This window comes from Tardiphaga robiniae, assembly GCF_001618955.1.
GTDB classification, from domain to species: Bacteria; Pseudomonadota; Alphaproteobacteria; order Rhizobiales; family Xanthobacteraceae; genus Tardiphaga; species Tardiphaga robiniae_A.
The window spans coordinates 1-25,270 of the sequence record NZ_LVYV01000001.1; the positions used below are offsets into that span (position 1 = coordinate 1).

Annotated in this window: 25 protein-coding genes and 1 tRNA gene; 15 read left to right on the forward strand and 11 right to left on the reverse strand. The window is 61.9% G+C overall.

What is annotated here, in order from left to right; translation table 11 throughout:
* Positions 1-198 precede the first annotated feature (198 nt).
* Together A4A58_RS00005 and A4A58_RS00010 are read right to left on the reverse strand one after the other, a co-directional pair.
* Positions 199-975, reverse strand: a complete 777-nt coding sequence (locus tag A4A58_RS00005) for a cyclase family protein (RefSeq protein WP_068728664.1) — start codon at positions 973-975, stop codon at positions 199-201.
* 112 nt (positions 976-1,087) lie between these two features.
* Positions 1,088-2,086, reverse strand: coding sequence for a fumarylacetoacetate hydrolase family protein (locus A4A58_RS00010; RefSeq protein ID WP_068730333.1), 999 nt, complete (start codon positions 2,084-2,086; stop codon positions 1,088-1,090).
* A 118-nt stretch (positions 2,087-2,204) separates the two neighbouring features.
* On the opposite strand from A4A58_RS00010, the gene A4A58_RS00015 reads away from it, so the two are divergent.
* Genes A4A58_RS00015 through A4A58_RS00035 form a run of 5 tightly spaced genes read left to right on the forward strand, consistent with a single transcriptional unit; the run spans position 2,205 to position 6,177 of the window.
* On the forward strand, positions 2,205-3,131 hold the full coding sequence (locus tag A4A58_RS00015; RefSeq protein WP_068728669.1) for an ABC transporter substrate-binding protein: 927 nt from the start codon (positions 2,205-2,207) through the stop codon (positions 3,129-3,131).
* Positions 3,132-3,141: 10 nt separating this feature from the next.
* Positions 3,142-3,840: a GntR family transcriptional regulator gene (locus tag A4A58_RS00020; protein WP_068728671.1), complete on the forward strand. Its 699-nt coding sequence runs from the start codon at positions 3,142-3,144 to the stop codon at positions 3,838-3,840.
* A gap of 5 nt (positions 3,841-3,845) precedes the next feature.
* Positions 3,846-4,652, forward strand: coding sequence for an ABC transporter ATP-binding protein (locus A4A58_RS00025; protein WP_068728674.1), 807 nt, complete (start codon positions 3,846-3,848; stop codon positions 4,650-4,652).
* A complete protein-coding gene (locus tag A4A58_RS00030) occupies positions 4,649-5,413 on the forward strand; it encodes an ABC transporter permease (protein WP_068728678.1) in 765 nt (254 codons plus the stop codon). Before A4A58_RS00025 ends, A4A58_RS00030 begins: the two co-directional genes overlap by 4 nt.
* On the forward strand, positions 5,410-6,177 hold the full coding sequence (locus A4A58_RS00035; protein WP_068728680.1) for an ABC transporter permease: 768 nt from the start codon (positions 5,410-5,412) through the stop codon (positions 6,175-6,177). Before A4A58_RS00030 ends, A4A58_RS00035 begins: the two co-directional genes overlap by 4 nt.
* A gap of 188 nt (positions 6,178-6,365) precedes the next feature.
* Here A4A58_RS00035 and pgm read toward each other — a convergent pair whose 3' ends face one another.
* Complete coding sequence (pgm, locus tag A4A58_RS00040) at positions 6,366-8,015, reverse strand: phosphoglucomutase (alpha-D-glucose-1,6-bisphosphate-dependent) (RefSeq protein ID WP_068728683.1); 1,650 nt, start codon at positions 8,013-8,015, stop codon at positions 6,366-6,368.
* Between the two features lie 309 nt (positions 8,016-8,324).
* The gene (locus A4A58_RS00045; RefSeq protein WP_068730334.1) at positions 8,325-9,071 is read right to left on the reverse strand and encodes a Crp/Fnr family transcriptional regulator; all 747 of its coding nucleotides are present in this window, start codon (positions 9,069-9,071) and stop codon (positions 8,325-8,327) included.
* Positions 9,072-9,249: 178 nt separating this feature from the next.
* On the opposite strand from A4A58_RS00045, the gene A4A58_RS00050 reads away from it, so the two are divergent.
* Positions 9,250-9,627: a hypothetical protein gene (locus A4A58_RS00050; protein WP_139069761.1), complete on the forward strand. Its 378-nt coding sequence runs from the start codon at positions 9,250-9,252 to the stop codon at positions 9,625-9,627.
* A 66-nt stretch (positions 9,628-9,693) separates the two neighbouring features.
* Here A4A58_RS00050 and A4A58_RS00055 read toward each other — a convergent pair whose 3' ends face one another.
* Positions 9,694-11,799, reverse strand: a complete 2,106-nt coding sequence (locus A4A58_RS00055; RefSeq protein ID WP_068728689.1) for a calcium-binding protein — start codon at positions 11,797-11,799, stop codon at positions 9,694-9,696.
* Positions 11,800-12,339: 540 nt separating this feature from the next.
* Between A4A58_RS00055 and A4A58_RS30650 the strand changes: the two genes are divergently transcribed.
* Positions 12,340-12,498, forward strand: a complete 159-nt coding sequence (locus A4A58_RS30650) for a hypothetical protein (RefSeq protein WP_158005626.1) — start codon at positions 12,340-12,342, stop codon at positions 12,496-12,498.
* A 16-nt stretch (positions 12,499-12,514) separates the two neighbouring features.
* Here the strand turns inward: A4A58_RS30650 and A4A58_RS00070 are convergent, their stop codons facing one another.
* The 4 genes from A4A58_RS00070 to A4A58_RS00085 all read right to left on the reverse strand — a co-directional run bounded on the left by A4A58_RS00070 (position 12,515) and on the right by A4A58_RS00085 (position 16,455).
* On the reverse strand, positions 12,515-13,423 hold the full coding sequence (locus A4A58_RS00070) for a LysR family transcriptional regulator (protein WP_068728697.1): 909 nt from the start codon (positions 13,421-13,423) through the stop codon (positions 12,515-12,517).
* A 15-nt stretch (positions 13,424-13,438) separates the two neighbouring features.
* The gene (locus A4A58_RS00075) at positions 13,439-14,947 is read right to left on the reverse strand and encodes a tripartite tricarboxylate transporter permease (protein WP_068728699.1); all 1,509 of its coding nucleotides are present in this window, start codon (positions 14,945-14,947) and stop codon (positions 13,439-13,441) included.
* 15 nt (positions 14,948-14,962) lie between these two features.
* A complete protein-coding gene (locus tag A4A58_RS00080; RefSeq protein ID WP_068728701.1) occupies positions 14,963-15,448 on the reverse strand; it encodes a tripartite tricarboxylate transporter TctB family protein in 486 nt (161 codons plus the stop codon).
* A gap of 83 nt (positions 15,449-15,531) precedes the next feature.
* Positions 15,532-16,455 (reverse strand): tripartite tricarboxylate transporter substrate binding protein, encoded by a 924-nt coding sequence (locus A4A58_RS00085; protein ID WP_068730335.1) that lies wholly within the window; start codon positions 16,453-16,455, stop codon positions 15,532-15,534.
* 431 nt (positions 16,456-16,886) lie between these two features.
* Here A4A58_RS00085 and A4A58_RS00095 point away from each other — a divergent pair, with 431 nt between their 5' ends.
* The 3 genes from A4A58_RS00095 (at position 16,887) to A4A58_RS00105 (ending at position 18,073) form a co-directional block, all read left to right on the forward strand.
* Positions 16,887-17,306 (forward strand): VOC family protein, encoded by a 420-nt coding sequence (locus A4A58_RS00095; protein ID WP_068728704.1) that lies wholly within the window; start codon positions 16,887-16,889, stop codon positions 17,304-17,306.
* A gap of 29 nt (positions 17,307-17,335) precedes the next feature.
* Entirely contained in the window at positions 17,336-17,815 is a 480-nt protein-coding gene (locus A4A58_RS00100) for a VOC family protein (RefSeq protein WP_068730336.1), read from the forward strand.
* A 181-nt stretch (positions 17,816-17,996) separates the two neighbouring features.
* Positions 17,997-18,073: transfer RNA gene (locus A4A58_RS00105), tRNA-Met, on the forward strand.
* A 117-nt stretch (positions 18,074-18,190) separates the two neighbouring features.
* On the opposite strand, the gene A4A58_RS00110 is transcribed toward A4A58_RS00105, so the two are convergent.
* Together A4A58_RS00110 and A4A58_RS00115 are read right to left on the reverse strand one after the other, a co-directional pair.
* Positions 18,191-18,592 carry a VOC family protein gene (locus A4A58_RS00110; protein ID WP_068728706.1) on the reverse strand — a complete coding sequence of 134 codons (402 nt, stop codon included), beginning with the start codon at positions 18,590-18,592 and terminating at the stop codon, positions 18,191-18,193.
* Positions 18,593-18,717: 125 nt separating this feature from the next.
* On the reverse strand, positions 18,718-19,446 hold the full coding sequence (locus A4A58_RS00115; RefSeq protein ID WP_244499611.1) for a GntR family transcriptional regulator: 729 nt from the start codon (positions 19,444-19,446) through the stop codon (positions 18,718-18,720).
* Between the two features lie 237 nt (positions 19,447-19,683).
* On the opposite strand from A4A58_RS00115, the gene A4A58_RS00125 reads away from it, so the two are divergent.
* The 5 genes from A4A58_RS00125 (at position 19,684) to A4A58_RS00145 (ending at position 25,206) form a co-directional block, all read left to right on the forward strand.
* Entirely contained in the window at positions 19,684-20,715 is a 1,032-nt protein-coding gene (locus A4A58_RS00125) for an amidohydrolase family protein (RefSeq protein WP_068728712.1), read from the forward strand.
* Positions 20,712-21,617, forward strand: a complete 906-nt coding sequence (locus tag A4A58_RS00130) for a VOC family protein (RefSeq protein WP_068728713.1) — start codon at positions 20,712-20,714, stop codon at positions 21,615-21,617. The genes A4A58_RS00125 and A4A58_RS00130 overlap by 4 nt, the downstream gene beginning before the upstream one ends.
* Entirely contained in the window at positions 21,614-23,182 is a 1,569-nt protein-coding gene (locus A4A58_RS00135; protein ID WP_068728715.1) for a bifunctional 3-(3-hydroxy-phenyl)propionate/3-hydroxycinnamic acid hydroxylase, read from the forward strand. The genes A4A58_RS00130 and A4A58_RS00135 overlap by 4 nt, the downstream gene beginning before the upstream one ends.
* A gap of 73 nt (positions 23,183-23,255) precedes the next feature.
* Complete coding sequence (locus A4A58_RS00140) at positions 23,256-24,104, forward strand: fumarylacetoacetate hydrolase family protein (RefSeq protein ID WP_068728717.1); 849 nt, start codon at positions 23,256-23,258, stop codon at positions 24,102-24,104.
* A gap of 124 nt (positions 24,105-24,228) precedes the next feature.
* The gene (locus A4A58_RS00145; RefSeq protein ID WP_068728722.1) at positions 24,229-25,206 is read left to right on the forward strand and encodes a Bug family tripartite tricarboxylate transporter substrate binding protein; all 978 of its coding nucleotides are present in this window, start codon (positions 24,229-24,231) and stop codon (positions 25,204-25,206) included.
* Positions 25,207-25,270 lie beyond the last annotated feature (64 nt).

Genomic DNA, 25,270 nt, shown 5'->3' on the forward strand with positions numbered 1-25,270 from the left:
ACTGTTCGATCAGACAAAACAGGCGAGATGCCCATGCCGGGTTACGGCCGATCGGGCCTGGAATCTAACGGGCTATCTCCGCCTGCCGTCACTATGCGCGTGACAGATCGACAGATACAGGAATCTCAATATGAGAGTCACATGTCGAGATTCCGGGTTCGCTCGCGAAGAGCGAGCGCCCCGGAATGACAGCGTGGTTCACTCATCAATAATCGCCACCGCCCTTGTCCAGCCCGCCGATGCCTTCTCGATCTTCACCGGGAAGCACGACACCATAAAGCCGGTCGACGGCAGTTGTTCGAGATTGTGCAGCTTCTCAAGATGGCAATAGCCGATGTGGCGGCCGGCCTTGTGGCCTTCCCAGATCAGGCTCGCATCTTTCGTCTCGGCATATTTCTTCGCTGTGTAGACAAACGGCGCATCCCAGCTCCAGCCATCAATGCCGGTGAGGCGCACGCCGCGCTCCAGCAAATACATGGTGGCCTCATAGCCCATGCCGCAGCCGGAGATGACGTAATCCTGCTGACCGTATTTGACGCCGGCAGATGTGTTGACGACGACGATCTCCAGCGGGCTCAGCGTATGGCCGATGCGCTTGAGCTCGTCCTCGACGTCCTTGGCCGTCGCGACATAGCCGTCCGGAAAATGCCGGAAGTCGAGCTTCACGCCCGGCTGGAAACACCATTCCAGCGGTACTTCGTCGATGGTCCATGAGCGTTCGCCGCGATTCATGGTGGGATGGAAGTGATAGGGCGCGTCGAGATGCGTGCCGTTGTGAGTCGAGAGCTGCACCAGCTCCACCGCCCAGCCCTCGCCGTCCGGCAGATCCTCGGCCTTCAGCCCGTCGAAGAACTGCAGCATCCGCGGCAGGCCCTGCTGGTGATCGACATAATTGATGGTGGGATGATTGCCCGGCGGATCGGCGGGAACGTCGTTCTGCAGGGGAACGGAGATATCGATGAGTTTGCGGGCCATGGCGTTTCCTCGGGGTTTCTTATTTCTGTTCGTCATTCCGGGTTCGCTCGCAAGAGCGAGCGCCCCGGAATGACAGTATGAGGTGGATGCGTAGCAACGTGACGACGCTGCCTCACACGTCCTGCCGCACCACCTTGTTCTTCAAGACGCCGATCTTCTCGACCTCGAGTTCGATCTCGTCATTGTGTTCGAGATACCAGCCGAGTTCGAGGCCGCAGCCGTTGCCGACGGTGCCGGAGCCGATGAATTCGCCGGGCATCAGCGTCTCGTCCTGCGTCACATGGGCGATGATCTCCTCGAAGGAGAACAGCATGCCCTCGCTGGTCGAGGACGAGCGCACCTTGCCGTTGACGCGGCATTCCATCTTCAGTCTGTAGGGATCGCCGATCTCGTCGGGGGTGACGATCCACGGGCCCAGCACATTGCCGCCATCGAAACTCTTGCCCTTGGCCGGACCGAGGCGACCTTCCATCTCGAGCCGCTGCGCATCGCGTGCCGAGAAATCATTGAAGATGGTGTAGCCGAAGATGTGATCCTTCGCCTTGGCCGCAGAAATATTCGCGCCCCTGGTCTTGGTGACGATGCCGAATTCGAGTTCGTAGTCCATCACCTTGCTGTAGCGCGGCCACTTCACCGTCGTATTCGTACCGCGCACGCTGAAGCGGTTGGTGATGTAGTAGATCGGCTGGCGGCGATAGACTTCGGGCAATTCGCCGAGCGGCTCGGCTTCCAGCCGCGCCAGTTCTTCCATGTCACCCTTCGCACGGGCAGCCAGTTTCAACTGGCCGCGCGGCGACTGCCGGATATGCAGCGGAAACGACATGCCATCGCGCATCTGCCGTGGCTCGGGCAATGGCGCGAGAATGTCTGTGCCTGCGACGTTCACGGACAGCGAGGCGTCACTCCCGTGTTTCTCGAAGGCACTGCGCGCCGCATCGAGTGCAGCCTCACCTGCATCGATCAACGCCAGCATCGAGTCGAAGGCCGGATTGCCGCCGTCGCGGGCCGCGGCGCTGGCGAGATCGAACAGTCTGCCGTCATTGGCGTGAACGATACCGACCCTGGCTTGGCCATCCTGCTGACCGCCGGCACGAAATGTCGCGAGCTTCACTGGCGTCTCCCACTTGCTTGTTCTTCGATAAAATATATGATCAAAAAAAATATCGATAAACAAGAGGCGATCGCAAAGATTGTCACGATCGAAAAATGCTCGGGTGAGGGAGACGACCATGACCAAGTGGACGGTGGCAGCCCTATTGGCCACGCTCGCAGTGACGGGCACCGCGCATGCCCAGACCAAGCTTCAGATAGGTTGCACTGCAACAACGGACTGCGCCTCGGCGATGGTCGCGGTCGATGAAGGCATCTTCAAGAAGCACGGGCTCGATGCCGAAATGATCCCCATCGGCATCAACTCCAATATCCCGGCGGCCATTCTGTCCGGCTCGATCCAGATCGGCGGCCCGACCTCCACCGTCTTCCTGCAGGCTGCCGACGGCGGCCTCGATCTCGTCGCGGTTGCCGGTGCAACGGTGATGAGCCCGACATCGAACGCCAATATCACCGCCTTCGTGCGTAACGGCATCACGATCAAGGAGCCAAAGGATTTCATCGGCAAGAAGGTCGGCGCACCGGGCCTCGGTGCGTTTCTTCACGTGCTGTTCGTCAAATGGCTGGTCGACAAGGGTGTCGATCCCAGGAAGGTCAATTTCGTCGAAGTGACCTTCCCGACCATGCCGGACATCATCAAGTCCGGCGGTGTCGATGCCGTGCTGACCGCCGAGCCGACGGTATCGCGCATGCTGGCCACCGGCAGCGGCAGCATCGGCGCACGCTATGCGTCGGAGCTCGAGCGCACGGAGCCGATCATCTTCTATGCGGCCTCGCGCGAATGGGCCGAGAAGAATCCCGACACCGTCAGGAAATTTCGTGCTGCCATCGCCGAAGGGGCGGCGATCGTGAACAGCGACAAAGACAAGACTTCGGCCGCAATCGCCAAATTCACCAAACAGACCATCGAACTGGTGAAGGCATCGCCGCCGAACAAATCGGAGCCGGTGCTGAAGCCCGAACAACTGGCATGGTGGATCGACGTCATGTCCTCGCAGAAAATGCTGGAGACCAGGCTCGATCTCAACAAACTGATTCTGAAATAGGTCGAACTGAATGGCGGGCCAGCCCCTTAGCAATACAATCGATGTATCCGGCTCGGATACGTTGAGCGAGCGTGCAGCGACACTGCTTCAGCATGACATCATTGCCGGCAATCTCGCGCCAGGCACGCGGCTTGGCATCGTCGATCTCGTGCAGCGTTACGAGATCGGCGCCACGCCGATGCGCGAAGGACTGTCGCGCCTGATCTCACGCGGCCTGATTATCGGCATCGGCCAGCGCGGTTTTCGCGTCGCCGACATCAGCCGAGAGGATCTGGCCGACATCACACGGATGCGGAGCGTGGTGGAGATGGAGGCGCTGCGGCTGGCCATCGAACATGGCGACGATGCCTGGGAGGCTGGCATCCTCGGCGCGCTTCACCAGATGCGCAGGCATATCGACCGGACCGGCGATGAATTCCGCGAAGGCGCGCCGGATTTCGACAAACTCCATAAGGGATTTCACACCGCATTGCTGGCGGCCTGCAATTCGAAGCGCCTGCTCTCGGCGCATTCGGAGCTTTACGATCAGGCCTATCGCTACCGCAGGGTGATGATGCGCGGCTTCGACAGCGGCAGCCGCTTTGTCGCAGCCCATCAGCTTCTGGCCGATCGCGTGCTTGCGCGCGAAACCGGTCCTGCGCAGGCCATGCTGACGTCGCATCTGCACTCGACGCTCGCTTTCGTCTATCCGCCCGGACAGGGAGATTGAGTGCGATGACATCCATTGCCCTCCGCAAGGACATCCCGTCGGCCGAGCTCGAAAAGTCGCAGATCGCGTTTTCCCATGTCACGCTGGATCTCGGCGGCAAGACGATCATCGAAAACGTCAGCCTCGACGTGAAGCCCGGCGAATTCCTCTGCATCATCGGCGCCTCCGGCTGTGGCAAGACCACGGCGCTGCGCCTCGCGGCCGGCCTGTACCAACCGACATCCGGACATGTCAGCTTCGACGGCGAACCCATGCGCGCGCCGCGGCGCGATGTCGCCATCGTGTTCCAGGATTACGGCAAGGCGCTGCTGCCATGGCGCACCGCCGCCGGAAATGTCGCGCTGGCGCTGGAAACCATCGGCATGCCCAAGGCCCAGCGCCCGGCGCGCATCGACGAACTGTTGAAGAAGGTCGGCCTGCCTAATCACGCCGCGAAATATCCTGCCGAGATGTCCGGCGGCATGCAGCAGCGGCTGCAGATCGCACGATGTCTGGCGCAGGAACCGAAAGCACTGCTGATGGACGAGCCGTTCGGCGCGCTCGATGCCATGACGCGGCAGGGTCTGCAGGACGAGGTCCTGTCACTGCTCGATGCCAGCAAGGCCACGGTGATCTTCGTCACTCATGATCTCGAAGAAGCCATTTATCTGGGCGACCGCGTGGTCGGCCTGCTGCCGCATCCCGGCCGTATCGGCATCGATCTTCCGATAAACCTGCCGCGCCCCCGCGATCAGTTGACCACGCGCGAGAACCCGGAATTCCTGCGCCTGCGCCGCGAATTGTTCGATTTCATCAAGGCATCGGAAGCATGAGATCCGAACGCCTGAAAGCGGCGATCCTTCCGATGAGCCTGCTCATCATTCTGGAAGCCTGGGCACGCTCCGTCGATATCCACAGCGACGCGCTGGCGCCACCGAGCGCCGTGGTGCTGGCGCTGTTTCAGGCGTTCGGCGACGGCTCCATCCTGGCGGCGACGCGCGACACGCTGGCTTCGGCCTTTGCCGGCCTCGTGGTCGGCGGCGCCATCGGATTGTTCTTCGGAATTGCACTCGGTATCTTCCAGCCGCTGGATCGGCTGATGGAAGTCACCATCGAATCCCTGCGGCCGATCCCTTCCATCGCGCTGCTGCCGATCGCGCTGATCGCGCTCGGATTCGGCTATCGCATGGAAATTGTGATCGTCGCTTTTGCCTGTGTCTGGCCAATCCTCATTCTCAGCCGCGCTGCGGTGCGCAGCATCGAGCCGCGACTGATCGAAGTCTCCCGCGCGCTGCGGCTGTCGCCAAGCGACCGCGTCCGCAAGATCATCATTCCCGCCGCACTGCCGCGCATCTTTCTCGCCTTCCGCCTCGCCGCAGGCATCGCGCTGATCGTTGCCGTCACGGTTGAAATCGCGATCAATCCCATCGGGCTCGGCGCCGGAATCATGATTGCGCAGCAAGCATTGCGGCCGGACCTGATGCTCGCTTATCTGCTGTGGATCGGCCTGATCGGCTATGCGCTCAATGCCGGATTGCTGGCAGCGCAGCAGCATCTGTTTGGCCCCGCAGCGCTGGCGGGAGAGGTCCGATGAACTGGGCACTCACCCTCTGGCGCCTTGCCAGCTTCGCCGTTGCTGCAGGCCTGATCGCGCTGTGGCAGTTGATCGCCAATCTGAAACTGGTCTCGCCGGTGTTCCTGCCCGGCCCCGACCGGGCCTGGGCCGCGCTGATGCGCGGCTTCAGCAACGGCACGTTGCTGGACAAGACAATCGGCACCCTCGAACACATGTTCTATGGCTGGCTGGTGGCATCGGTCGTCGGCATCGCACTCGGCGCCATGATCGGCTCGTCCAGGGCGATGCGCAGCTATGTCGCCCCGTCGCTGGAGTTCCTGCGGCCACTGCCCGTATCGGCGATCATTCCCGTCGCCATCGCTCTGTTCGGGCTGACCCAGGGCATGGCGCTGTTCGTCATCGCTTTCGGCGCGATCTGGCCGATGCTGCTTGCGACCGTTCACGGCTTCGGCGCAGTAGAGCCGCGTCTCTATGAGGTCGCGCGCTCGCTGCACATGTCGCGCCTCGCGGTGATCTTCAAGATAGCTCTGCCATCTGCGAGCCCCGACATCATCTCCGGCATGCGTCTGAGCCTGACCGTGTCGCTGATCCTGGCGGTGGTCTGCGAAATCCTCGCGGGGCTCGACGGCCTCGGCCATTGGGTGCTGCTCTCGGCACGCGCGTTTCGCTCGGCAGATCTATTTGCCGGCGTGATCCTGCTCGGCGTGATCGGCTATGTGACTGCGCTGGCGATGTCGATGATCGAGCAGCGACTGCTACGGTGGCGGACGAGCGGGCATTAGGCCACACCTTTGTCATTCCGGGGACGGATCGACGCCGCAGGCGGCGGGACGGAGCCCGGAATCCCGATGTGTTCATCGCCCTCTTAGGTCCGGGGTGGAGAGAGGTGAAGAACACGTCGAGATTCCCCGCCACTCCAACTGGAGTGGCTGAGGTTCGCTCGCAAGAGCGAGCGCCCCGGAATGACGAGCTATTTCGCAAACACCTTCGAGATTGCCGCCTGCGCGTCGCTTTGAATCTGCTTGAGGTGATCCGCGCTGCGGAAACTCTCCGCATAAATCTTGTAAACGTCCTCGGTGCCGGACGGCCGCGCAGCGAACCAACCATTGGCGGTCGAGACCTTGATGCCGCCGAAGGACTGATCGTTGCCGGCCGCCTTGCTCTCGGTCTTGGTCACCGCATCGCCGGCGAGCTCGGTCATGCCGATCTGCTCCGGCGTGACTTTCTTCAGCACATTCTTCTGCTCGGGCGTGGCCGCGGCGTCGATGCGCTCGTAATAGGGCACGCCGAATTCCTGCGTGAGCTTCTCGAAGCGCTGGCTCGGATTTTCCTTGGTCACCGCGGTGATCTCCGCAGAGAGCAGGCCCAAGATAAGTCCGTCCTTGTCGGTGGTCCACACCGTGCCGTCCTTGCGCAGGAACGACGCGCCGGCGCTTTCCTCGCCACCGAAGCCGAACGAGCCGTCAACGAGACCGCTCACGAACCATTTGAAGCCGACCGGCGTCTCGACCAGTTTGCGGCCGAGCTTGTCCACCACCCGGTCGATGATGGCGCTGGAGACGATGGTCTTGCCGACCGCCGCATCCTTGCGCCAGTGCGGCCGGTGCGCGAACAGATAGTCGATGGACGCCGCGAGATAGTGGTTCGGATTCATCAAGCCGCCGGTGCGGGTGACGATGCCGTGGCGGTCGGCATCGGTGTCGTTGGCGAAAGCGACATCGAACCGGTCGCGCATGCCGATGAGTTTGGCCATCGCATAGGGCGATGAACAGTCCATGCGGATCTTGCCGTCCCAGTCCAGCGTCATGAAGCGAAAGGTCGGATCGATCGCGGTATTCACAATCGTTGCGTCCAGTTTGTACCGCTCGATGATCGGCTGCCAGTAATGTACGCCCGCGCCGCCGAGCGGATCGATGCCGATCTTGACGCCTGATGCGCGGATCGCCTCCATGTCGACGACATCGGCGAGGTCGGTCACATAGGGCGTGATGAAATCGTAGCGCTTCACGAATTCGGATTTGCGCGCACGCGCGATCGGGATGCGCTTGACGCCGGCCATGTCGTTCTCGAGGAAGCCGTTGGCAGCTTTCTCCATGATGCCGGTGATGTCGGTATCAGCCGGGCCGCCATTGGGCGGATTATATTTGAAGCCGCCATCTTCCGGCGGGTTGTGCGACGGCGTGACCACGACGCCATCGGCCAGACCGGACGAGCGGCCCTTGTTGTAGGTGAGGATGGCGTGGGAGATCACCGGCGTCGGCGTATAACCGTCGTCCTGGTCAATCCGCACATGCACGCCATTGGCGGCGAAGACTTCCAGCGCACTGACCAGCGCCGGTTCAGCCAGCGCATGGGTGTCGATGCCGATGAACAGCGGACCGTCGATGCCGGCGCCCTTGCGGTAATCGCAGATCGCCTGGCTGACCGCGAGGATGTGGTTCTCGTTGAAGGAATTGTGGAGAGCGGAGCCGCGATGGCCGGAGGTCCCGAAGGCGACGCGCTGGGCGGGGATGGACGGATCCGGCTTGCCGGCGAAATAGGCCGTCACCAGCCGCGGCACGTTGACCAGCAGGGATGGATCGATGGTTTTGCCGGCCAGCGGACTCACATGAGCAGCCATTTGTTCTCCTTCGCACACCAAGAGCCCTAAAGCGGCGCAACCGTCGCCGGGGTCAGGACTCATGGCATGTTTTGAAAGACAAATCAGCTGTTTGCGAGGCGCCGAGCGGTCCGCTGCAGGCTCAGGATTGCCCGAAGGTCCGGCGCGAGACCCAGGCCAGCGGCAGGGCGAAGCAGACGAACATCGTGACCACGGCGGCGGCGACCAGCATACTGTCGAAAGGCATATCTCTTCTCCTTGAGTGACGGAGAAGAGTGTGAGCGCGGCAGGACACGCTCTCCTTGAGCTGCATCAAAATGCAGCGCCGCATTACGCCGCGGCGAGCTGATCCAGCCGGTCGGTGGACAGCAGCCGTACGCCATCGGGCACCACGACAACGGTCTTTTCCTTGGCGAGCTTGGTCAGGGTGCGGCTGACAGTTTCGATGGTCAGGCCGAGATAGTCAGCAATGTCCTGCCGGCTCATAGGCAGCGGAACGTTGACCGACTTCGAGCCGATGCGGCCATAGCGCGCCTGCAAATTCAGCAGGAAGGCGGCCACCTTCTCGTCGGCGGTGCGGCGGCCGAGCAGCAGCATCTGGTCCTGCGCGAGCGAGAGCTCATGGCCGGCAAATTCATGCAGGCGACGCAAGAGATGCGGCTTGCCATCGACATAGCTGAGAAACTGGGCGCGGGAGAAACGGCAGACGCGCACCGACGTCACGGCCTCGGCGGCGACGCCGTAGCGGTCCATCAGCGCAAGTCCGAGGAAGTCACCGGGCAGCGCGAAGCCGACGATCTGGCGACGGCCATCAGGTAGCGACTTGTAGAGCCGGACGATGCCTTCGGTCACGTTGAACACGCTACCGGCCAACGCGCCCTGATCGAACAGCATGGCCTTGGCCGGGAAATTCTTGACCTGGCTGAGGCGATCGAGCTCGTCGAGTTCCGCCGGTTCCAATGCGCCGCAGACGCTGAACAGGCGCACCTTGCAATCGTCGCAGCCGTTGGTGCTGCGGCCATGCCTGCAGTCGCGCTCTCCGGCACAGATCTCGGCCGCTGGTTCCGCGAAGGTCATGGCACTGTCCATTTCTGGTTTGGTCACATGTGGCAGGTCTTGAAAATCACTCTACACCATTTGACATGGATCAATCGTGGACGCTTTGACCCATATCAATGCCGGACCAGCCCATCCCCGCCAATTTTGCAGGCCATGCGGGAATCCGGCGATGAATGAGGAATATCAGGCGCAACCAATGACTTGGGCAGACGCCCGAGCCGCCTATCCGCTCGTCTATTTGCATGATGCCAGCGTTACACTGGATGCATGGCTGGATTTCGTGCGCCGGCGAACCGATGCCGACGGCGGCGACAACGGGCTGATCGTGATCCGCGACCGGCGCGATATCGTCCATGCGCTGTTTGTCTATCGGGTCGATCTCGACCTGCGCGGCTGCAACCAGCTCTGTATCGCGCAGCTGATCGTGGCCCAGATCCCCGGCTCGCAGATCGACCATGCCGTGGTCGCCTCGACCAGCCAGGTCGCGGCATCACTGGGCTGCCCGAGCATCGTGATCGAGCAGCCGTTCCAACTGATGCCGGGCGTCACGTCGCGGACGCCGACAGCAGCGTAGGGTTAGCACTCATACGGCAGAATCGATCCTTTGCCTTCGCATCGCGAATGCATGCCGTTCCCAGGGTCAAAGGATGAAGTCGCTTGCCTTCAGACTCACCACATTGACATGGACCTGAAAGTCGGCGCTGCCGTCGCCGTTGACGTCGCCTTGCAGCAGGTGATCGGCATAGCGCAACTGTCCCGCGATGTGCCCGAAGGCGGCGCCGCCGATAAAGGCAAAGGCCTGCTGGCCCGCAGCATTGCTATCGGCATCGACCGCCGAAAGATCGATCCGGTCCCCGGTGCCGAAATCCGTGATCCGATCCATCACGCCGGGCGTGCTGTCAGTGACCGCCGTGAATACGAAGCGATCGGCTCCGGCGCCACCGGCAAGAACATCGGCACCCGCACCGCCGGCGAGGATATCCTCGCCCGCATTGCCCCAGAGCTGATCGTTGCCGGCACCGCCATGCAGAATGTCATTGCCCGCGCCGCCGGTCAGCGCGTCGTTCCCTTCGCCACCATCCAGCGTGTCATTGCCGTCTCGGCCGTCGAGAACGTCCTTGCCGCCGCCGCCTGATAACATGTTGGCCGCGCCATCGCCGTTCAACGTGTCATCGAAGCGGCTACCAATGACGATCTCGATCGAACTGAAACTGTCACCGGCGGCATCGCTACCGCTGCCCGTACCGAGCGTCAGATCGACATGAATACCGGCAGACGATGTCTCGTAGCGCACGGTATCGATGCCGGACGCACCCGCGAAAGCATCGCCGCCCTTGCCGCCGACGAAAATGTCGTTGCCCTCACCACCCCACATGCGGTCGTCGTCATCGCTACCGAACAGAAAATCATTGCCGGCATCGCCGTAAAGAAAGTCGTTGCCGCCATCGCCATGCAGGACGTCGTTTCCCGCCGCACCATGAATCGTGTCCCGACCGTCACCGCCGTGAATGATATCGTTATCCGCCGTGCCGGGCAGCACGTCAGCGCCCGGCGTACCATTGGTGATCGTGTTGAACGACATGATGCGGCCGTGGATGTCATCGGACCCGAGGGACGGCACATAGGCTGTCCACGTCGCAAATAATTCTCCATTCTCCAACGAGATCAGGCTGGGCAGCGCGTCGACATTGTCAGTCGCAGAATTGACCACGAAATCCGGTCCGGTCACCGATCCATCGGCATTCACGATATGACCGAGAATGCCGTTGGTCCCGGCGCTGAAATCGCTGCCCTCCCAAATCACCAGCGCGCGGCCGTCAGGCAAGGCGGTTACCACAGGAGAATTGGCATAAGCGTCGTTCGACGCGTTGATGATGATGTCCGATACACCCACGGACCCATCGGCATTCAGAATCCGGCCATGCACATCGTTTGAAAATGTACCGACCTGCTGCTGCGTCCATGTGAGCAGGATACGCCCATCCGCGAGTTCGGCGGCGGACACGCCGCTCTGGTCCGTGCTGGATAGAGGCAGCAGCGAGAAGTCCGGCGACGTCGATGTTCCGTCGCTGTTGACAAAACGGCCCTCGACATGGGCGCCGGCATCCGGGGAGAGGTCGGTCCAGAACGCCAGCGCGCGCCCATCCGCAAGCGCGATCGCATTCCCACCGAGCTGACTGCCGGCGAGATCGCTATTGACGATGAAGTCGGCGCCCTCAGGCGTACCATGCGCATCGAGGATGCGACCACGAATCTCGAGCGGATACGGATTCGTGCCGCCAGAAGAGTCCTCGTTCGAGGTCCAGGTCAGTAGGATGTGCCCATCGGCCAGCGTCTTGGCATTCGGGCCGGGCTGCCCCAGCGCCGTCGGCGTCGTATTGACGATGACGTCGGGGCCGCTCACGCCATCGGCAGTGACGATGCGTGTATGGATGTCGGAAGCCGTGTCGGATGCGAACTCGCCCCAGGAGACCAGAGCGGAACCATCAGCAAGCGTGACGATTGTCGGCAAGATGATGTTGCGCGGCGAGACGGTTGCGATGACGAAATCGGATTCCGCTGGCACACCTTCCGCATCGAATACGCGACCGCGCAATTCGAAGCCGCTGGTGAAGCCATCCGCATCTCTCAGCTCTGAACCCCAGACGACCATCATGCGGCCATCAGGCAGCGTGGTCTGTGCCGAATAGGCCTGACCGAAGTCAGTCGTGCTGTTGATGGGAAATTCAGGTCCGACAAACGCCATGATGCAGCCCCCAATTCATTTCGCCGGAGCGTGAATCTTTAATCGGACGAATCTGGGGCTGATATTTGTCGGGCTCGCGTTGTTCGCCCTCGCATTGAATCAATTGCATCCCATCACATGCGTTCGGCGCGGCTGCCTTGTCCCAATGCAACGCGCACGCTTGCGATCACGTCGATCGCCCGCTCTGTCTCATCGCACATCGCGATATCCTGTTTCCCACACGGAGTTTGAATCACGCGCAACGCGGACGGCTGTGCGCGCGCGTGGTCATATCATTCTTGCAGCGATCTCCTTCGATCGGCGGACTGACGGCGATGCCGGAGCCCTGCTAACCATCTGGTGCGACCTGAACGGCGTGCCGAAAGCGCAGCAGAGCGACGTCGTGCAAGCCGATTGCGACGTCATTCGGCTTGAGTCGGTTTCAAATCGATAAACTCGATTGCAAGCATCAATAATATTCGTTTGTCAAAATTCATGGCGGTCCTAGGCTCGAACGAACCCGAAGAGCGATGCCGCCCCTCGATGATGCAGGAGCCGACCATGAAAACGATCATCCACCCCGACGTATCGGTCGCTCTCGCGCTGTTCGCCTTTGCTGCGGCGATCATCGCACGCCTGACAGTCACCAAGCGTTCCCGGCATAGCGCCGATCAGATCGCGGCCATCGTTGCGACATCGGGATATCCGTCCGGCGCCTAGCCGCGCCTGAGCAGTATCACGTCCGCCTTGCTGGACGTTTTGGTGCCCTCGCTTGCCCTGCAGGCGCGGGCTTTTTGTTGGCCGCGTCACGCGCGAGGCGATGCATGAGTGCGACCGCTTCGGCGATGATCGCATCGTCGCGATCGCCGGGATAGACGACAAAGGCTGGCATCGAAAATTCCGGCGCATCGACGACGGCATGCAGCCGACCAGCCTTCAGCTGGGGTGCAACGATACGGCGCGGAAAATATCCGGAACCGCCATTCTCCAGCACATGCTGCAGCCCGAGCCAGCCGATATTGGCAGTGAGCGATGGCCCGGCGAAATCCGGAAACAGCGCCATGTGGCGCGCATAGAATTCCGGACCCCAATCGATATAGACGTAACCTGGCTGCGGCTCCGGCGCACTGTGCGAGCTGGTCGAGACCAGAATGAGCTGTTCATCGAACAACTGCTCGACCTTGAGACCGGGCCGGCTCTGCGGCGTATACATGACGCCGATATCGATCCGGCCTTCGACGAGGCCCTGCATCAATTCGGGTTCGAGGGCACTCTCGGCGCGGATCGCGATATCCGGATGTTTCGCGCGCATCAGCGGCAGCCAGTGCAGCAGATGCTCCTCCCACAGCCCGATGCGACCGCCGACGGTCAGCGTACCGCTGAAGCCTTTCGCAATGCCGACGTCCTGCCGCGCATGTTCCACCGTTCGCACGAGCGTGGACGCGTGTTTCTGAAACTGGCGGCCGGCTGGCGTCAGCGTCGCCCCGGCCTTGTTGCGGACGAACAGCGTCACGCGCAGCAACTGCTCCAGTGTCTGGATCCGCGCGCTAACCGTGGACTGTGTGACATGCAGCTTCTCCGCCGCAGTCACGAAATTCCCGGCGCTCACAACCGCAAGGAATGTTCTGGCCAGTTCGGTGTCCATGCGAGCGCTCCCCGGCTACGCGCCCTCGTCGAGCGCGACCATCTCGCGCTTCCGACGCAGTGCAGGCAACAGCGGCGCAATCAGAAGCACCACTGCCAGCAGCAAACAGGCCGCCGAGATCGGCCGCTCGATGAAGGTCATGAGATTGCCCTGCGACAGGATCAATGACTTGCGCAGATTGTTCTCCAGCAGCGGACCAAGCACAAAGGCCAGCACCAGCGGCGCGGGCTCATAGCCGAACTTGCGCATGAAGTAGCCGATCACGCCGAAGCCGATCATGACATAGACGTCGAACACATTGTTGCTGCTGCAATAGACACCAATGATCGTGAACAGGATGATCAGCGGGAACAGCACATTGTACGGCAGCTTCAGCAGCTTCACCCACATGCCGATCAGTGGCAGGTTCAGCACCAGCAGCATGAGGTTGCCGATATACATGCTGGCAACGATGCCCCAGAACAGGCCGGGGTTCTGCGTGATCAGCAGCGGGCCGGGCTGCAACCCGTGAATGACGAAAGCGCCGAGCAGCAGCGCCATCACGACGTTGGGCGGGATGCCGAGGGTCATCAAGGGAATGAACGCACCGCCTGCTGCCGCATTGTTCGCGGCCTCAGGTCCGGCAACGCCTTCGATCGCGCCATGGCCGAAGCGCTCCGGATGTTTCGACAGCCGCTTCTCCAGCGCATAGGACGCGAATGACGCCACCACGGCACCCCCGCCCGGCAGGATTCCGAGGAAGAAGCCGAGGATGGTGCCACGTCCGATCGGCCCGGCGCTGGCCTTCCAGTCTTCCTTGTTGGGCAGAAGCTGCGTGATCTTGGCATTGATGATGTCGCGCTTGATCACCTGCTCGGTGTTGAGCAGCACCTCGCCGAGCCCGAACAGACCCATCACCACGGGCACCAGGCCGATGCCGTCGATCAGTTCGATCCGGCCGAAGGTCAGCCGCGGCTGCGCGGTGATGCTGTCGAGGCCGATGAGGCCAAGCACGATGCCGATACAGGCCATCAGCAGCGCCTTGGCCATCGAGCCTTGTGTCAGGAAGGTCAGCACCACGAGACCGAGCACCATCAGGCTGGCATATTCCGCGGGACCGAACGCAATGGCGACCGAGGCGAGTGACGGCGCCACCAGCATCAGCATCACCAGCGCGAAAGTGCCGGCGATGAAGGAGCCGAGCGCGGAAATGCCGAGCGCCGGGCCGGCACGGCCCTGCTTCGCCATCTGGTGACCGTCGATACAGGTGACGACGGAGGCGGCCTCGCCGGGAATGTTAACCAGGATCGACGTGGTCGAGCCGCCATACATCGAGCCGTAATAGATGCCGGCCATCATGATGATGCCGGACTCCGGCGTGCCGGACAGCGTCACCGGCAGTAGCAGCGACATCGCCGAGATCGGCCCGATGCCGGGCAGCACGCCGACCAGCGTGCCGATGAAGACGCCGATGAAGCAGTAGAGAATATTGACGGGCTGCAGCGCGACGCCGAAGCCGTGCATGACATTGACGAGAACATCCATGATCTGTGTTTCCCGTCAGCCGATTTCAAACATGCCCGAAGGCAACTGGATCAGCAGGCCGCGCTTCAGCACCCACCACACACCAACAGGCGCCAGCACCGCGAGCGGAATCGCCAGCGTCCAGCGCACGGGATCGATCACGCGCAACAGCAGCAGCATCAACGGAATGGTCGAGATCAGGAAACCCAGCGGTTCGAGCGCGAAAGCATAGGCCGAGAGGATGACGATGATCGCGCCCGGCTTGCCCCAGCTTGCGCCTTCCCATCGCGAGCCAAAGGTCGGTCCGCCTTCGGTTACCGAAGCGAGAATGATGGTGACGGCGAAAGCGCACATCAGCAGGCCAATATAGAACAGCATGAAGCCGGAGCCGGGATCGTTGATGGTGCCGAGCTTCAGCTTGAGGCCTGAGCGAATGACGAACACGCCAAGCGCAATGCCGAGCACGCCGGTCCAGAGTTCTGAATTGTTGAGCCGGAATGGCGGGCGGGTTTGGTCAGTCATCGTTTCTGTCCCGGGACATCGACATGAAATGAAGGCGCATGCGATGGACCCCATCGCATGCGCCTGACGTCGTTATTCGACGATCAATTCGGCTTCTTGCCCAACCCAATTCCCTCGATCACCTTGCGCTCGGAATTGGTGACCTCGACCACGAACTTCTTGTAGTCCTCGGTGTTCTTGTAGTTCGGCACCATGTCGTATTTCGCCAGCGTCGCGATGACGGCGGGATCCTCGATGGCCTTCTTGAAGGCGTCATGCAGCTTTGCGACGATCTTCGGATCCATGCCCTTCGGCCCGGCGATGCCGAACGGCGAGTCATAGACCATCGGATAGCCGCTTTCCTTCAGCGTCGGCGCGTCCGGGAAATTCGGCGACCGCTTGTCGGTCCACACCATCAACAGACGCAGCTTGCCGGCATCAACCAGCGGCCGCCAGCCGGTGGAATCCGCCTGCAGCATGGTGTGATTGCCGAGCACCGCAGCGTTGGTTTCAGCGCCGCCCTTGAACGGCACCTGCGTCAGCTTGATGCCGGCCATGGCGGCGATCTGCTCCATGCCGACATGCAGCGACGTGCCGGTGCCCGGCGTCGCATAGGTCACCTTGCCGGGATTGGCCTTGGCAAAATCGACCACGTCCTTCCAGGTCTTGAACTGCGACTCCGCATTCGTGGTGATTCCGAACGTGTAGCCGGTGAGATGGATGATGTAGGAGAAATCCTTGTCCGGATTCCACGACACGTCCTGCATCAGCGGCAGGCGGAACACGGTGATTGGAATCTGCGAGATGGTGTAGCCATCCGGCTTCGCGGCGGCTGCCATGGTGGCCGGGCCTACCGTGCCGCCACCGCCACCCTTGTTGTCGACGGCGATCGGCTGACCGAGATGTTTCGATGCCGCGTCCGCAATCGCGCGCATCGAGATGTCGGTGGAGCCACCGGCGGGCCATGGCACGATCAGTGTGATCGGCTTGGTCGGATAGTCCTGCGCCCGGGCTGCACCACCGAACATGGTGGCGGCCGCGGCGAGCGCGACAGCAGCGGACAAGGCAAGGCGATTGCGTTGCAACATGTGTTTCTCCCTCTGCGATTCCGGAGGTGATGCCCGGACCGGCTGTATTTTTATTGTCGTTCAGTCTAGCCCGGAACAAACCCAAGAAAAGGACATGTTTCGAACCAGGCTGCGAACGCGTCTTGCGTCTTTGGCAATCAACGATGATTTCACCGCCGCCGCAATTCGCAATCAGGATGAGCCATGCGACATTCCGTCTGCACGCGGAGATCGCCCGGCTAACATATTGATCGCGGCGGACAAGAAATTCCGCCTGCAAAAATAACTGAGAAAATTTTGTCTGTGATGTCGGATCGCGGCGGGCCCACGCGTCCTATGCGCGACAGTCACCAAAGAGAACACCCAGAGCGTATACCCACAGGAGCCATCCGATGAGCAAAATGATCTTCGTCAACCTGCCGGTCAGCGACCTGCCCCGCGCGGTCGCCTTCTATGAAGCGGTCGGCGCGACCAAAAACCCGCAATTCTCCGACGACACCGCCGCCTGCATGGTGTTCTCCGACACCATCCACGCGATGCTGCTGACGCACGACAAATATCGCCAGTTCACATCGAAGAAGATCGTCGACGCGAAGACGTCGAGCGAAGTGCTGATCTGCGTCTCCGCCGACAGCCGCGACGAGGTCGATGGTCTCGTGAAGAAGGCCGTAGGTGCGGGCGGCAGCGCCGATCCGACACCCACACAGGATTTCGGCTTCATGTATGGCCGCAGCTATGAGGACCCCGACGGTCACATCTGGGAAGTGATGTGGATGGACATGGCCGCCGCGCAATCTGCGATGGCGACCTGAACGATACGCCGGCGAGAAAGGACACGACGATGTCGAAGATTTCACCCTGCATCTGGTACGTGAACGAGGCCGAAGCGGCCGCCAGATTCTACTGCTCACTGTTGCCCAATTCGTCCGTCGATCGCGTGCAGCGCGCCCCGATCGACTATCCCGGCGGCAAGGCCGGCGACGTGCTGGTGGTCGGCTTTACCTTGGCGGGCCAGAGCTTCATCGGCCTGAACGGCGGCAGCCCCGCCACGTTCAGCACTGCCGTGTCCTTCACGATCCATTGCGACGATCAGGCCGAAGTGGACCGGCTGTGGGACACCCTCCTGGCCCATGGCGGCAAGGCAAATGCCTGCGGCTGGCTGAATGATCGCTGGGGCGTGCCGTGGCAGATCGTGCCGAACGGCTTTACTGAAATGCTTGCCAGCGAGAATGGCGAGGGCGCCAAGCGCGCCATGACCGCCATGATGGGCATGGTGAAACTCGATCTGGCCGCCCTGAAGAAGGCCTTCGACGGCGGCTGAAGCCGGTCCTAAGTGCCTGATCGGGCGACGATAGCGGCCCGGCCCCAAAATCGGCGGCCGGGTGGCAGGAACATCGATTTCAGGCAGTGATTTCAGACGTCGCCTTGCTTGACATCGAGTCCCCCGACTTCTTATATGCCGCGCATTCGCCGGGGGACAATTTGTCCCCTCCGGATGCCGTGGCGGGGTAGCTCAGTTGGTTAGAGCACGGGAATCATAATCCTGGGGTCGGTGGTTCGAGTCCACTCCTCGCTACCAAATTTTCTGGCTACCAAATCTTGCAGACATGTTGCCAAGGCCTTGCATACGTCGCGAGGCCTTTTTCATGCCCGCACTGTTTTCCCACCTGCAACAGGGATCCGCTCGGCTGCGTGCTCAGCTCTGAGGCAGATATAACTGCCACGACACGCCAAACTTGTCCGTCACCCAGGCGAATCTCGGGCTGAACGGATAGGCATCGAGCGGCATCATCACCTGGCCGCCCTCCGACAGACCGGCGAACAGCCGGTCGACTTCCGCGGCATTGTCACAATCGACGAACAGCGACATCGACGGTGTAAAGGTGAAACCGTGCTTTGCCGGACTATCGATGCACATGAAGGACTGCCCCTTGATGGTGAAATGCGCCTGATGGATAGAGCCCTCGGGGCCGGGCTCGCCCGCGCCATAGCGCGTCAACTGGGTGATGGCCGCATCGCCGAACAGCGAGACATAGAAATTCATCGCCTCTTCGGCGCGGCCTTCGAACATCAGGAAGGTCTTGATGGACTGCACCATCGCTCCACTCCATTGCTGAACTGCGGCATTTCAACATGAAAACGTGCGCCATGAAGCGGGCTCTTTGACGCACTGGAACCTGCGACGAGAGTTATGCCTAGTTGCCGCCTGCCATGCGCCGCTCGCTACGATGCAGCGTCTTCGCCCTCGTGCAGTTCCGAGAAGATCTGCTTGTCCTGGAGAATGATTTCAGCGGTCTGCCTGTAATGCGCGGTGAGTAGATCCACGGCACGGTCCGCGTCACCGCTCAAAACAGCAGTCATGATCGCCTGATGCTCGTCGGTCACATGGCGTGACGGGAAAGCCTTGCGGATTGACAGGCGCCGATAGCGGTAGAGCTGGTCGGCGAGTTGTCCGCAGAACGCGATCAGGGACTGCGAACCGCAATTCCCGATCAAGGTGCGGTGATAGACGCGGTGCAGTCGCTCCCATTCCGGATTGTCTTCGAAGTGTTCGGCATTGAGCGAGCGCGGGGTTCGCCCGAGGCGATGTTGCGCGAGCAAAAGCTGCTCCTCCCATTGCGGCGTCGAGGCCGCCATGGATTCCCGCAGCGCCAGACTCTCGACCCAGCAGCGGGTCTTGGTGAGTTCGGCCAGTTCGCTGCGGCTGATATCTGCGACATAGAATCCGCGCTGCTCGCGGCACTCGACCAGACCATCGGCGGTCAGCCGGTTGAGCGCCTCGCGTAGCGGCGTCTGACCGGTCTGATACAGCTCGGTCAGGAAACGCATCTGGAGTTTCCGGCTCGGCTCGAGCCGCCCGGACAACAGATCCTCCCGCAGCCGGTCATAAACCGTGCTGGCCTGGGTCGAGGGCGGCGGTGGCGAAGCCAATTCCAGTGATGCTGTGTCCACGCTCTTAGATCCCGGAATCATCTGTCAGTCGACTTTAGTTTCTATACACTTTTTCAGATTTTATAAAAATCTATAAATTTCTGTTGTCTGAGCAAGTTTCTATAGGATATGAGTTTCCCAAGGTCCTGAGAGACGCTGGCCGGGAGGCGCGACAATGTTTGGCAAGGCTGCGCAAGCGTTTGATACATCAACAGTTTTCGCAGCTGCCCAGCCGGGCATTGCCCGATCACAGTGCCTATGAGCGCCATCTCCCCATGCAGCTGCGGGATCGATGTCCACGCGCATGTCGTGCCCTCCTCCTTCCCGTCCTACCTGGGCGCGGCGATGCCAGCCGACTGGCCGTCGATGGCGGATGCCAAACCCTGCCACAAGCATGTGATGATGGCCGGCCGCATCTATCGCACGGTGTCGGATCGCTGCTGGGATGTCGCCAAGCGCGTCGCGGATATGGCGGAGATGGGACTCGGCGTGCAGGCCATTTCGCCGATGCCGGAGCTGCTGTCCTATTGGATGGCGCCCGAACCGGCCGGTGACCTGCTGCGCTACATCAACGACCAGATGGCCGAGATGATCGCGCATTCCGGTGGCCGCCTCGTCGCCCTCGGCGCGGTACCGCTGCAGGACATCGACCGCGCCATTGCCGAGCTGCATCGGCTGAAGCACGAACTCAGCTTTGCGGGCATCGAGATCGGCAGCAACATCAACGGCAAGCCGATCGGGTCTCCCGACTTCGATGGATTCTTCGCCCAGGTCGAGAAGCTCGACATGGCGGTGTTCGTCCACGCCTTGCGACCATGCGGCATGGACCGCCTCGTCGGTCCGGCGCAATTGCAGCAGGTGCTGGCCTATCCGACCGATGTCGGCCTCGCTGCCGCATCGGTGATCACCTCGAACCTCTTGCTGCGCCACCCGCGCCTGCGCATGGCGTTCAGCCACGGCGGCGGCACGCTCGCGTCGCTGCTGCCGCGGCTTCAAGAGGGATATCAGGTGTTCCCGGTATTGCAGGAGAGCATCCAGGAATCGCCGACCCTGCAGGCACGCCGGCTCTATTACGACGCGCTGGTCTATGACGACCCGACGCTGCTGCATCTGATCGCCAAGTTCGGCGCGACGCAGATCATGCTCGGCACAGACTACCCGTTCGCATTTCATGATCGCACTCCGGTGGCGCGCGCCACATCGGCCATCAGCGACGAGGCCACGCGCAATCTCGTCCTTCATGCCAATGCAAGACGTTTCCTCGGCCTTGACGAGCAGGCTCCGCAATGACCCATTTCCCGATCACCGCCCTGCGCAGCGTCGATCTCGACACGCCCGATCTGCTGCAATCCGAGCAGTTCTACATATCCGTCTGGGGTCTCGAGCTCGTGACGCGCCATGACGGCGTCAGCTATCTGCGCGCCAGCAGCAGCGATCACCATGTCGTCGCCTTGCGGCAGGGCGATCGCCCTGCGCTGAGGGCCATCACATTCCGACTGCATTCGGATGCGGAATTCGAAACGATCTCCGCAGCATCGGTGAAACACGGCGCCACGCTGCTCTCAGGCCCGGCTCCGAATCTGGGGCCCGATGGCGGAACGATCATGAGCATCCGCGCGCCCGGTGGCGGCGTGCTGCGCTTCGTTCATGGCGACCTGCAACATGCCGAAGCGCCGTCATCGACCAGCCGGCCGACACGTCTCGCGCATGTCAACATCAACAGCACCGACGTCGATGATCTCGCCGCGTTCTACGAGCAGGCGCTCGGCTTCCGGCTGACCGACCGCTCGAAGATCATGGCCTTCGTCCGCTGCAACAGCGACCACCACGCCATCGTCATCGCCGACGCTGCCGTGAACGGGCTCAATCACGTCGCCTTCCTGATGCCGGACATCGAAGCGGTGATGCGGGGCTCGGGTCGCATGATCGATGCCGGATTTCCCATTGCCTGGGGCGTCGGCCGCCACGGCCCCGGCGACAATGTGTTTGCCTATTTCATCGATCCGGTCGGGATCGTCATCGAATACACCGCCGAAGTTCTGCAGATCGACGACAGCTATGTCGTGCGCGGCCCGTCGGAATGGGTCTGGCCACCCGGCCGCACCGATCACTGGGGCATCGCACCGCCGAAAGCCGATTACGTCAAGACGGCACAGACCGCGGTTCCTTATGCCGACGGGAGTACCGCGTGACGGTTTCATCTGAGCAGACACGGAATGATTTTCAGGTTGTCCTGATCGGTCACGGCCCATCGGGCGCCGTCGCGGCCAGCCTTCTTGGCGACCTTGGCATCCGCACGCTGGCGATCGACCGTCAGCGCGACGTCTATGACAAGCCGCGTGCGATCGCGATCGATCATGAGATCCTGCGCCTGCTCGACAATATCGGCGCTGCCGAACGCGTGCTGCCTTACGTTGCTCCGTTCCCCGCCTCCCAGCATTTCGGCGCCAAAGGGCAGCTGATCCGCCGCATCGACATGGTCGCGGAGCCCTATCCGCTCGGCTACACGCCCAGCATGGTGTTCACCCAGCCGCCGGTCGAGGCTGCCTTGCGCGAACATGCTGCGGCCTATGACAGCGTCGAGGTCGAGCTGGGCACCGAACTGCTCGGCTTCGAGCAATCGACCGATCGTGTGACACTGCATTTACGCGACGATCGCGGCACAACGCGCGCCGTCACCGCCGACTACGTCATCGCTTGCGACGGCGCCTCCAGCAGCACGCGGCAGCAACTCGGCATCGCATTTGAGGATCTCGTCTTCGATGAGCCCTGGCTTGTCGTCGATCTCCAGGTCAACGACGCCTCCCTCAGCAAGCTGCCGCAGACTGCGGCGCAATTCTGCGATCCGTCGCGGCCCACGACCTTCATCATCGGCCCCGGCAACCATCGTCGCTTCGAGATCATGCTGCTGCCGGGCGAAGATCCGCGCGAGATGGAAACGGCCGCGCAGGTCTGGCGATTGCTCGCGCGCTGGATTACGCCCGATGATGCCACGCTGTGGCGCGCTGTGAGCTACCGGTTTCATGCGCTCGTCGCGAAGGAATGGCGGCTTGGCCGCATCTTCCTCGCCGGCGATGCCGCGCATCAGCAGCCGCCGTTCATCGGCCAGGGCATGTGCCAGGGCATCCGGGATGTCGGCAATCTAATCTGGAAGCTCGACCGCGTACTCCGCGGGCAATCCAATGCAAAACTGCTCGGCAGCTACGGCGAGGAGCGCGGCGAGCATGTGCGCCAGCTCACTTCCCGCATCAAGGCCATCGGCCATGTGATCTGCGAACGCGATCCCGACGCCGCAGCAGCACGCGACGAGCGCATTCTTGCGGAGGGTGGCGGCCAACCCCGCACCATCACCCGTCAGGAAATCGTGCCGCCATTGCAGACTGGTTTATTGGCGTTCCCGCTTCATGCTGCGCATGGCACGTTGTTTCCACAGCCCTGGATCAGGACTGCAGAAGGACGGCGCCGTCTCGATAGCGTCGCCGGCACCGGATGGCGGCTTGTGCTCGATATGCGCAACGAACTGGAGCTCAGTCCCGATCTGCAAGCGATCATGACTCAGCTGGACATCAGGCCAATTCGCATCGGTCCCGCCACCGATGACGTACTTACTGAAGAGGACGGCGTTCTCGCCGCCTGGTTCGACCGTCACGACTGCCGCGCCGCAATCGTACGGCCCGACCACTACGTCTTCGGCATCGCTAGCGAGACCAGTGCACTCGACGCGCTGCTCACCGATCTTGCGGAGCGGCTCCAATGATCACGCCGGCCGCACAGCGTCACCACACCAGCATTCCCCACGGACACGCAGCTTCCAGAACGAGGACATCACGATGAAATTGGCAAGTTTTCAGATCGGCAGAAAACCCACCTGGGGCGTGATCGAGGGCGATGACGCGCTCGACATCGGCGCGATTCTTGGAGAGCGCTATCCCGATCTCAAATCCGTCATCGCAGCCAACGCGCTGTCCGCGGTGCGTGATGCAGCCGGCAAGGCCAAGCGTATCCCGACCGCCGACATCACCTGGCTGCCGGTGATTCCGAACCCGGACAAGATCCTCTGCATCGGCCTGAACTATGAGATGCACCGCAAGGAAACCGGACGCGCCGAAGTCGACAATCCCACGGTGTTCGGCCGCTTTGCCAACAGCCAGACCGGTCATCTCACCAATATCATCCGGCCGAAGGTCTCGACCCACCTCGACTTCGAAGGCGAACTCGCAATCATTATCGGCAAGCCTGGACGCCACATCACGCAGGCCGATGCGTGGAGCCATATCGCCGGCTATGCCTGTTACAATGAAGGCAGCGTGCGCGATTTCCAGCGTCACACCCATCAGTTCACGCCCGGCAAGAATTTTCCGGAGACCGGCGGCTTCGGCCCCTGGATGATGACGCCGGACGAACTCGGCGATGTTGCGCCGCTGCGGCTGCAGACCCGCGTCAATGGCCAGGTCGTGCAGGACGCCACCATCGATCAGATGATCTTCGATATCCCGCGTCAGATTGAATACTGCTCGTCCTTTACCCGCCTTGAGCCGGGCGACGTGATCGCCACCGGCACGCCGGGCGGCGTCGGCGCCAAGCGCACGCCTCCGCTTTGGCTGAAGCCGGGCGATATCGTCGAGGTCGAGATCGATCGGCTCGGCGTGCTGCGCAACGGCGTGGCCGACGAGGCCTGACGCAAGCGGCAGCCCGCGCCACCAGCGCCGCGGGCTGCTTCTCACGACAAAGACCCGCTCGTTCAAAAAGAGCGCCTCAACAAGCGATCAGAAATCGCAGGCCATCCATTTCAGGAGGAAGTCCATGCTCACATTGTCCCGTCGTATCTTGTTGACCGGCAGCATTCTTTGCCTCTCGCTGCCCGCCTATGCGCAATCCTGGCCGCAAAAGCCGGTGACGATCGTGGTGCCGCAGGCGGCGGGCAACAGCCCGGACGTGCTGTGCCGCATCGTCGCCGAAAAACTCTCCCGCGCGCTCGGACAACAATTCATCGTTGAGAACCGCCCGGGCGCCGCGAACCTCGTCGGCGCACAGACGGTCGCGCGCGCCGCGCCCGACGGCTACACATTCCTGTTCGCGACGTCGGCGGCGCTGGTCACAAATCCCTATACGTTCAAGAAACTGCCCTACGACCCCGTGAAGGATTTCGTGCCGGTGGCAATGGTGGCGCGAAGCAATCACGTCCTGCTCGTCAATCCCGACGTGAAGGCAAAGACGCTGACGGAATTGATCGCGCTCGAAAAATCCGCTCCCGGCTCCCTGAGCATGGCGGTCGACGGCGCGCGTAACATTTCCGGCCTGATCGCACAGACCATCAACAAGCAGGCGGGCACCAGTTTCGTGCTGGTGCCCTACAATACGATCACCAACGCGATCCAGGACAGCCTGACCGGACGCACCCAGGTGACGATCCAGTCGGCATCGGTGGCCGAATCCTTCATCAAGGCTGGCACGTTGCGCGCACTCGCCATCGCCGGCAACAAGCGCGTCGATTCACTGCCGGATGTGCCCGCGATCACCGAGACGTTGAAGGGCGCGGATCTGCAAGGCTGGTTCATGATGATGGCCCCGACCGGGACACCTGCCGAGATCGTCGACAAACTCAGTGCCGAGATTGCGCAGGCACTGAAATCGCCGGATGTGCAGGAGCGCGCGCCTGTCCTCGGCTTCGATGTCGCCTCCGGTGACGTCGTCACGCCCGCAGGCGCGAAGCGCTTTTTCGACGCCGAGCTTGTCGCCACAGGCAAGACGATTCAGGAACTCGGCATTCAGCCTGAATAACTGCGGTCCTGCGCTTGGTGCCGAACAACGGCATTTCAACATGAAAACGCCCGCTGTGAAGCGG

Bases quoted from the DNA above. Each gene is read 5' to 3' on its own strand.
- A4A58_RS00005 (WP_068728664.1), bottom strand. From the start codon at position 975: ATGGCCCGCAAACTCATCGATATCTCCGTTCCCCTGCAGAACGACGTT.
- A4A58_RS00015 (WP_068728669.1), top strand. From the start codon at position 2,205: ATGACCAAGTGGACGGTGGCAGCCCTATTGGCCACGCTCGCAGTGACG.
- A4A58_RS00020 (WP_068728671.1), top strand. From the start codon at position 3,142: ATGGCGGGCCAGCCCCTTAGCAATACAATCGATGTATCCGGCTCGGAT.
- A4A58_RS00025 (WP_068728674.1), top strand. From the start codon at position 3,846: ATGACATCCATTGCCCTCCGCAAGGACATCCCGTCGGCCGAGCTCGAA.
- A4A58_RS00030 (WP_068728678.1), top strand. From the start codon at position 4,649: ATGAGATCCGAACGCCTGAAAGCGGCGATCCTTCCGATGAGCCTGCTC.
- A4A58_RS00035 (WP_068728680.1), top strand. From the start codon at position 5,410: ATGAACTGGGCACTCACCCTCTGGCGCCTTGCCAGCTTCGCCGTTGCT.
- pgm (WP_068728683.1), bottom strand. From the start codon at position 8,015: ATGGCTGCTCATGTGAGTCCGCTGGCCGGCAAAACCATCGATCCATCC.
- A4A58_RS00045 (WP_068730334.1), bottom strand. From the start codon at position 9,071: ATGACCTTCGCGGAACCAGCGGCCGAGATCTGTGCCGGAGAGCGCGAC.
- A4A58_RS00050 (WP_139069761.1), top strand. From the start codon at position 9,250: ATGACTTGGGCAGACGCCCGAGCCGCCTATCCGCTCGTCTATTTGCAT.
- A4A58_RS00055 (WP_068728689.1), bottom strand. From the start codon at position 11,799: ATGGCGTTTGTCGGACCTGAATTTCCCATCAACAGCACGACTGACTTC.
- A4A58_RS30650 (WP_158005626.1), top strand. From the start codon at position 12,340: ATGAAAACGATCATCCACCCCGACGTATCGGTCGCTCTCGCGCTGTTC.
- A4A58_RS00070 (WP_068728697.1), bottom strand. From the start codon at position 13,423: ATGGACACCGAACTGGCCAGAACATTCCTTGCGGTTGTGAGCGCCGGG.
- A4A58_RS00075 (WP_068728699.1), bottom strand. From the start codon at position 14,947: ATGGATGTTCTCGTCAATGTCATGCACGGCTTCGGCGTCGCGCTGCAG.
- A4A58_RS00080 (WP_068728701.1), bottom strand. From the start codon at position 15,448: ATGACTGACCAAACCCGCCCGCCATTCCGGCTCAACAATTCAGAACTC.
- A4A58_RS00085 (WP_068730335.1), bottom strand. From the start codon at position 16,455: ATGTTCGGTGGTGCAGCCCGGGCGCAGGACTATCCGACCAAGCCGATC.
- A4A58_RS00095 (WP_068728704.1), top strand. From the start codon at position 16,887: ATGAGCAAAATGATCTTCGTCAACCTGCCGGTCAGCGACCTGCCCCGC.
- A4A58_RS00100 (WP_068730336.1), top strand. From the start codon at position 17,336: ATGTCGAAGATTTCACCCTGCATCTGGTACGTGAACGAGGCCGAAGCG.
- A4A58_RS00110 (WP_068728706.1), bottom strand. From the start codon at position 18,592: ATGGTGCAGTCCATCAAGACCTTCCTGATGTTCGAAGGCCGCGCCGAA.
- A4A58_RS00125 (WP_068728712.1), top strand. From the start codon at position 19,684: ATGAGCGCCATCTCCCCATGCAGCTGCGGGATCGATGTCCACGCGCAT.
- A4A58_RS00130 (WP_068728713.1), top strand. From the start codon at position 20,712: ATGACCCATTTCCCGATCACCGCCCTGCGCAGCGTCGATCTCGACACG.
- A4A58_RS00140 (WP_068728717.1), top strand. From the start codon at position 23,256: ATGAAATTGGCAAGTTTTCAGATCGGCAGAAAACCCACCTGGGGCGTG.
- A4A58_RS00145 (WP_068728722.1), top strand. From the start codon at position 24,229: ATGCTCACATTGTCCCGTCGTATCTTGTTGACCGGCAGCATTCTTTGC.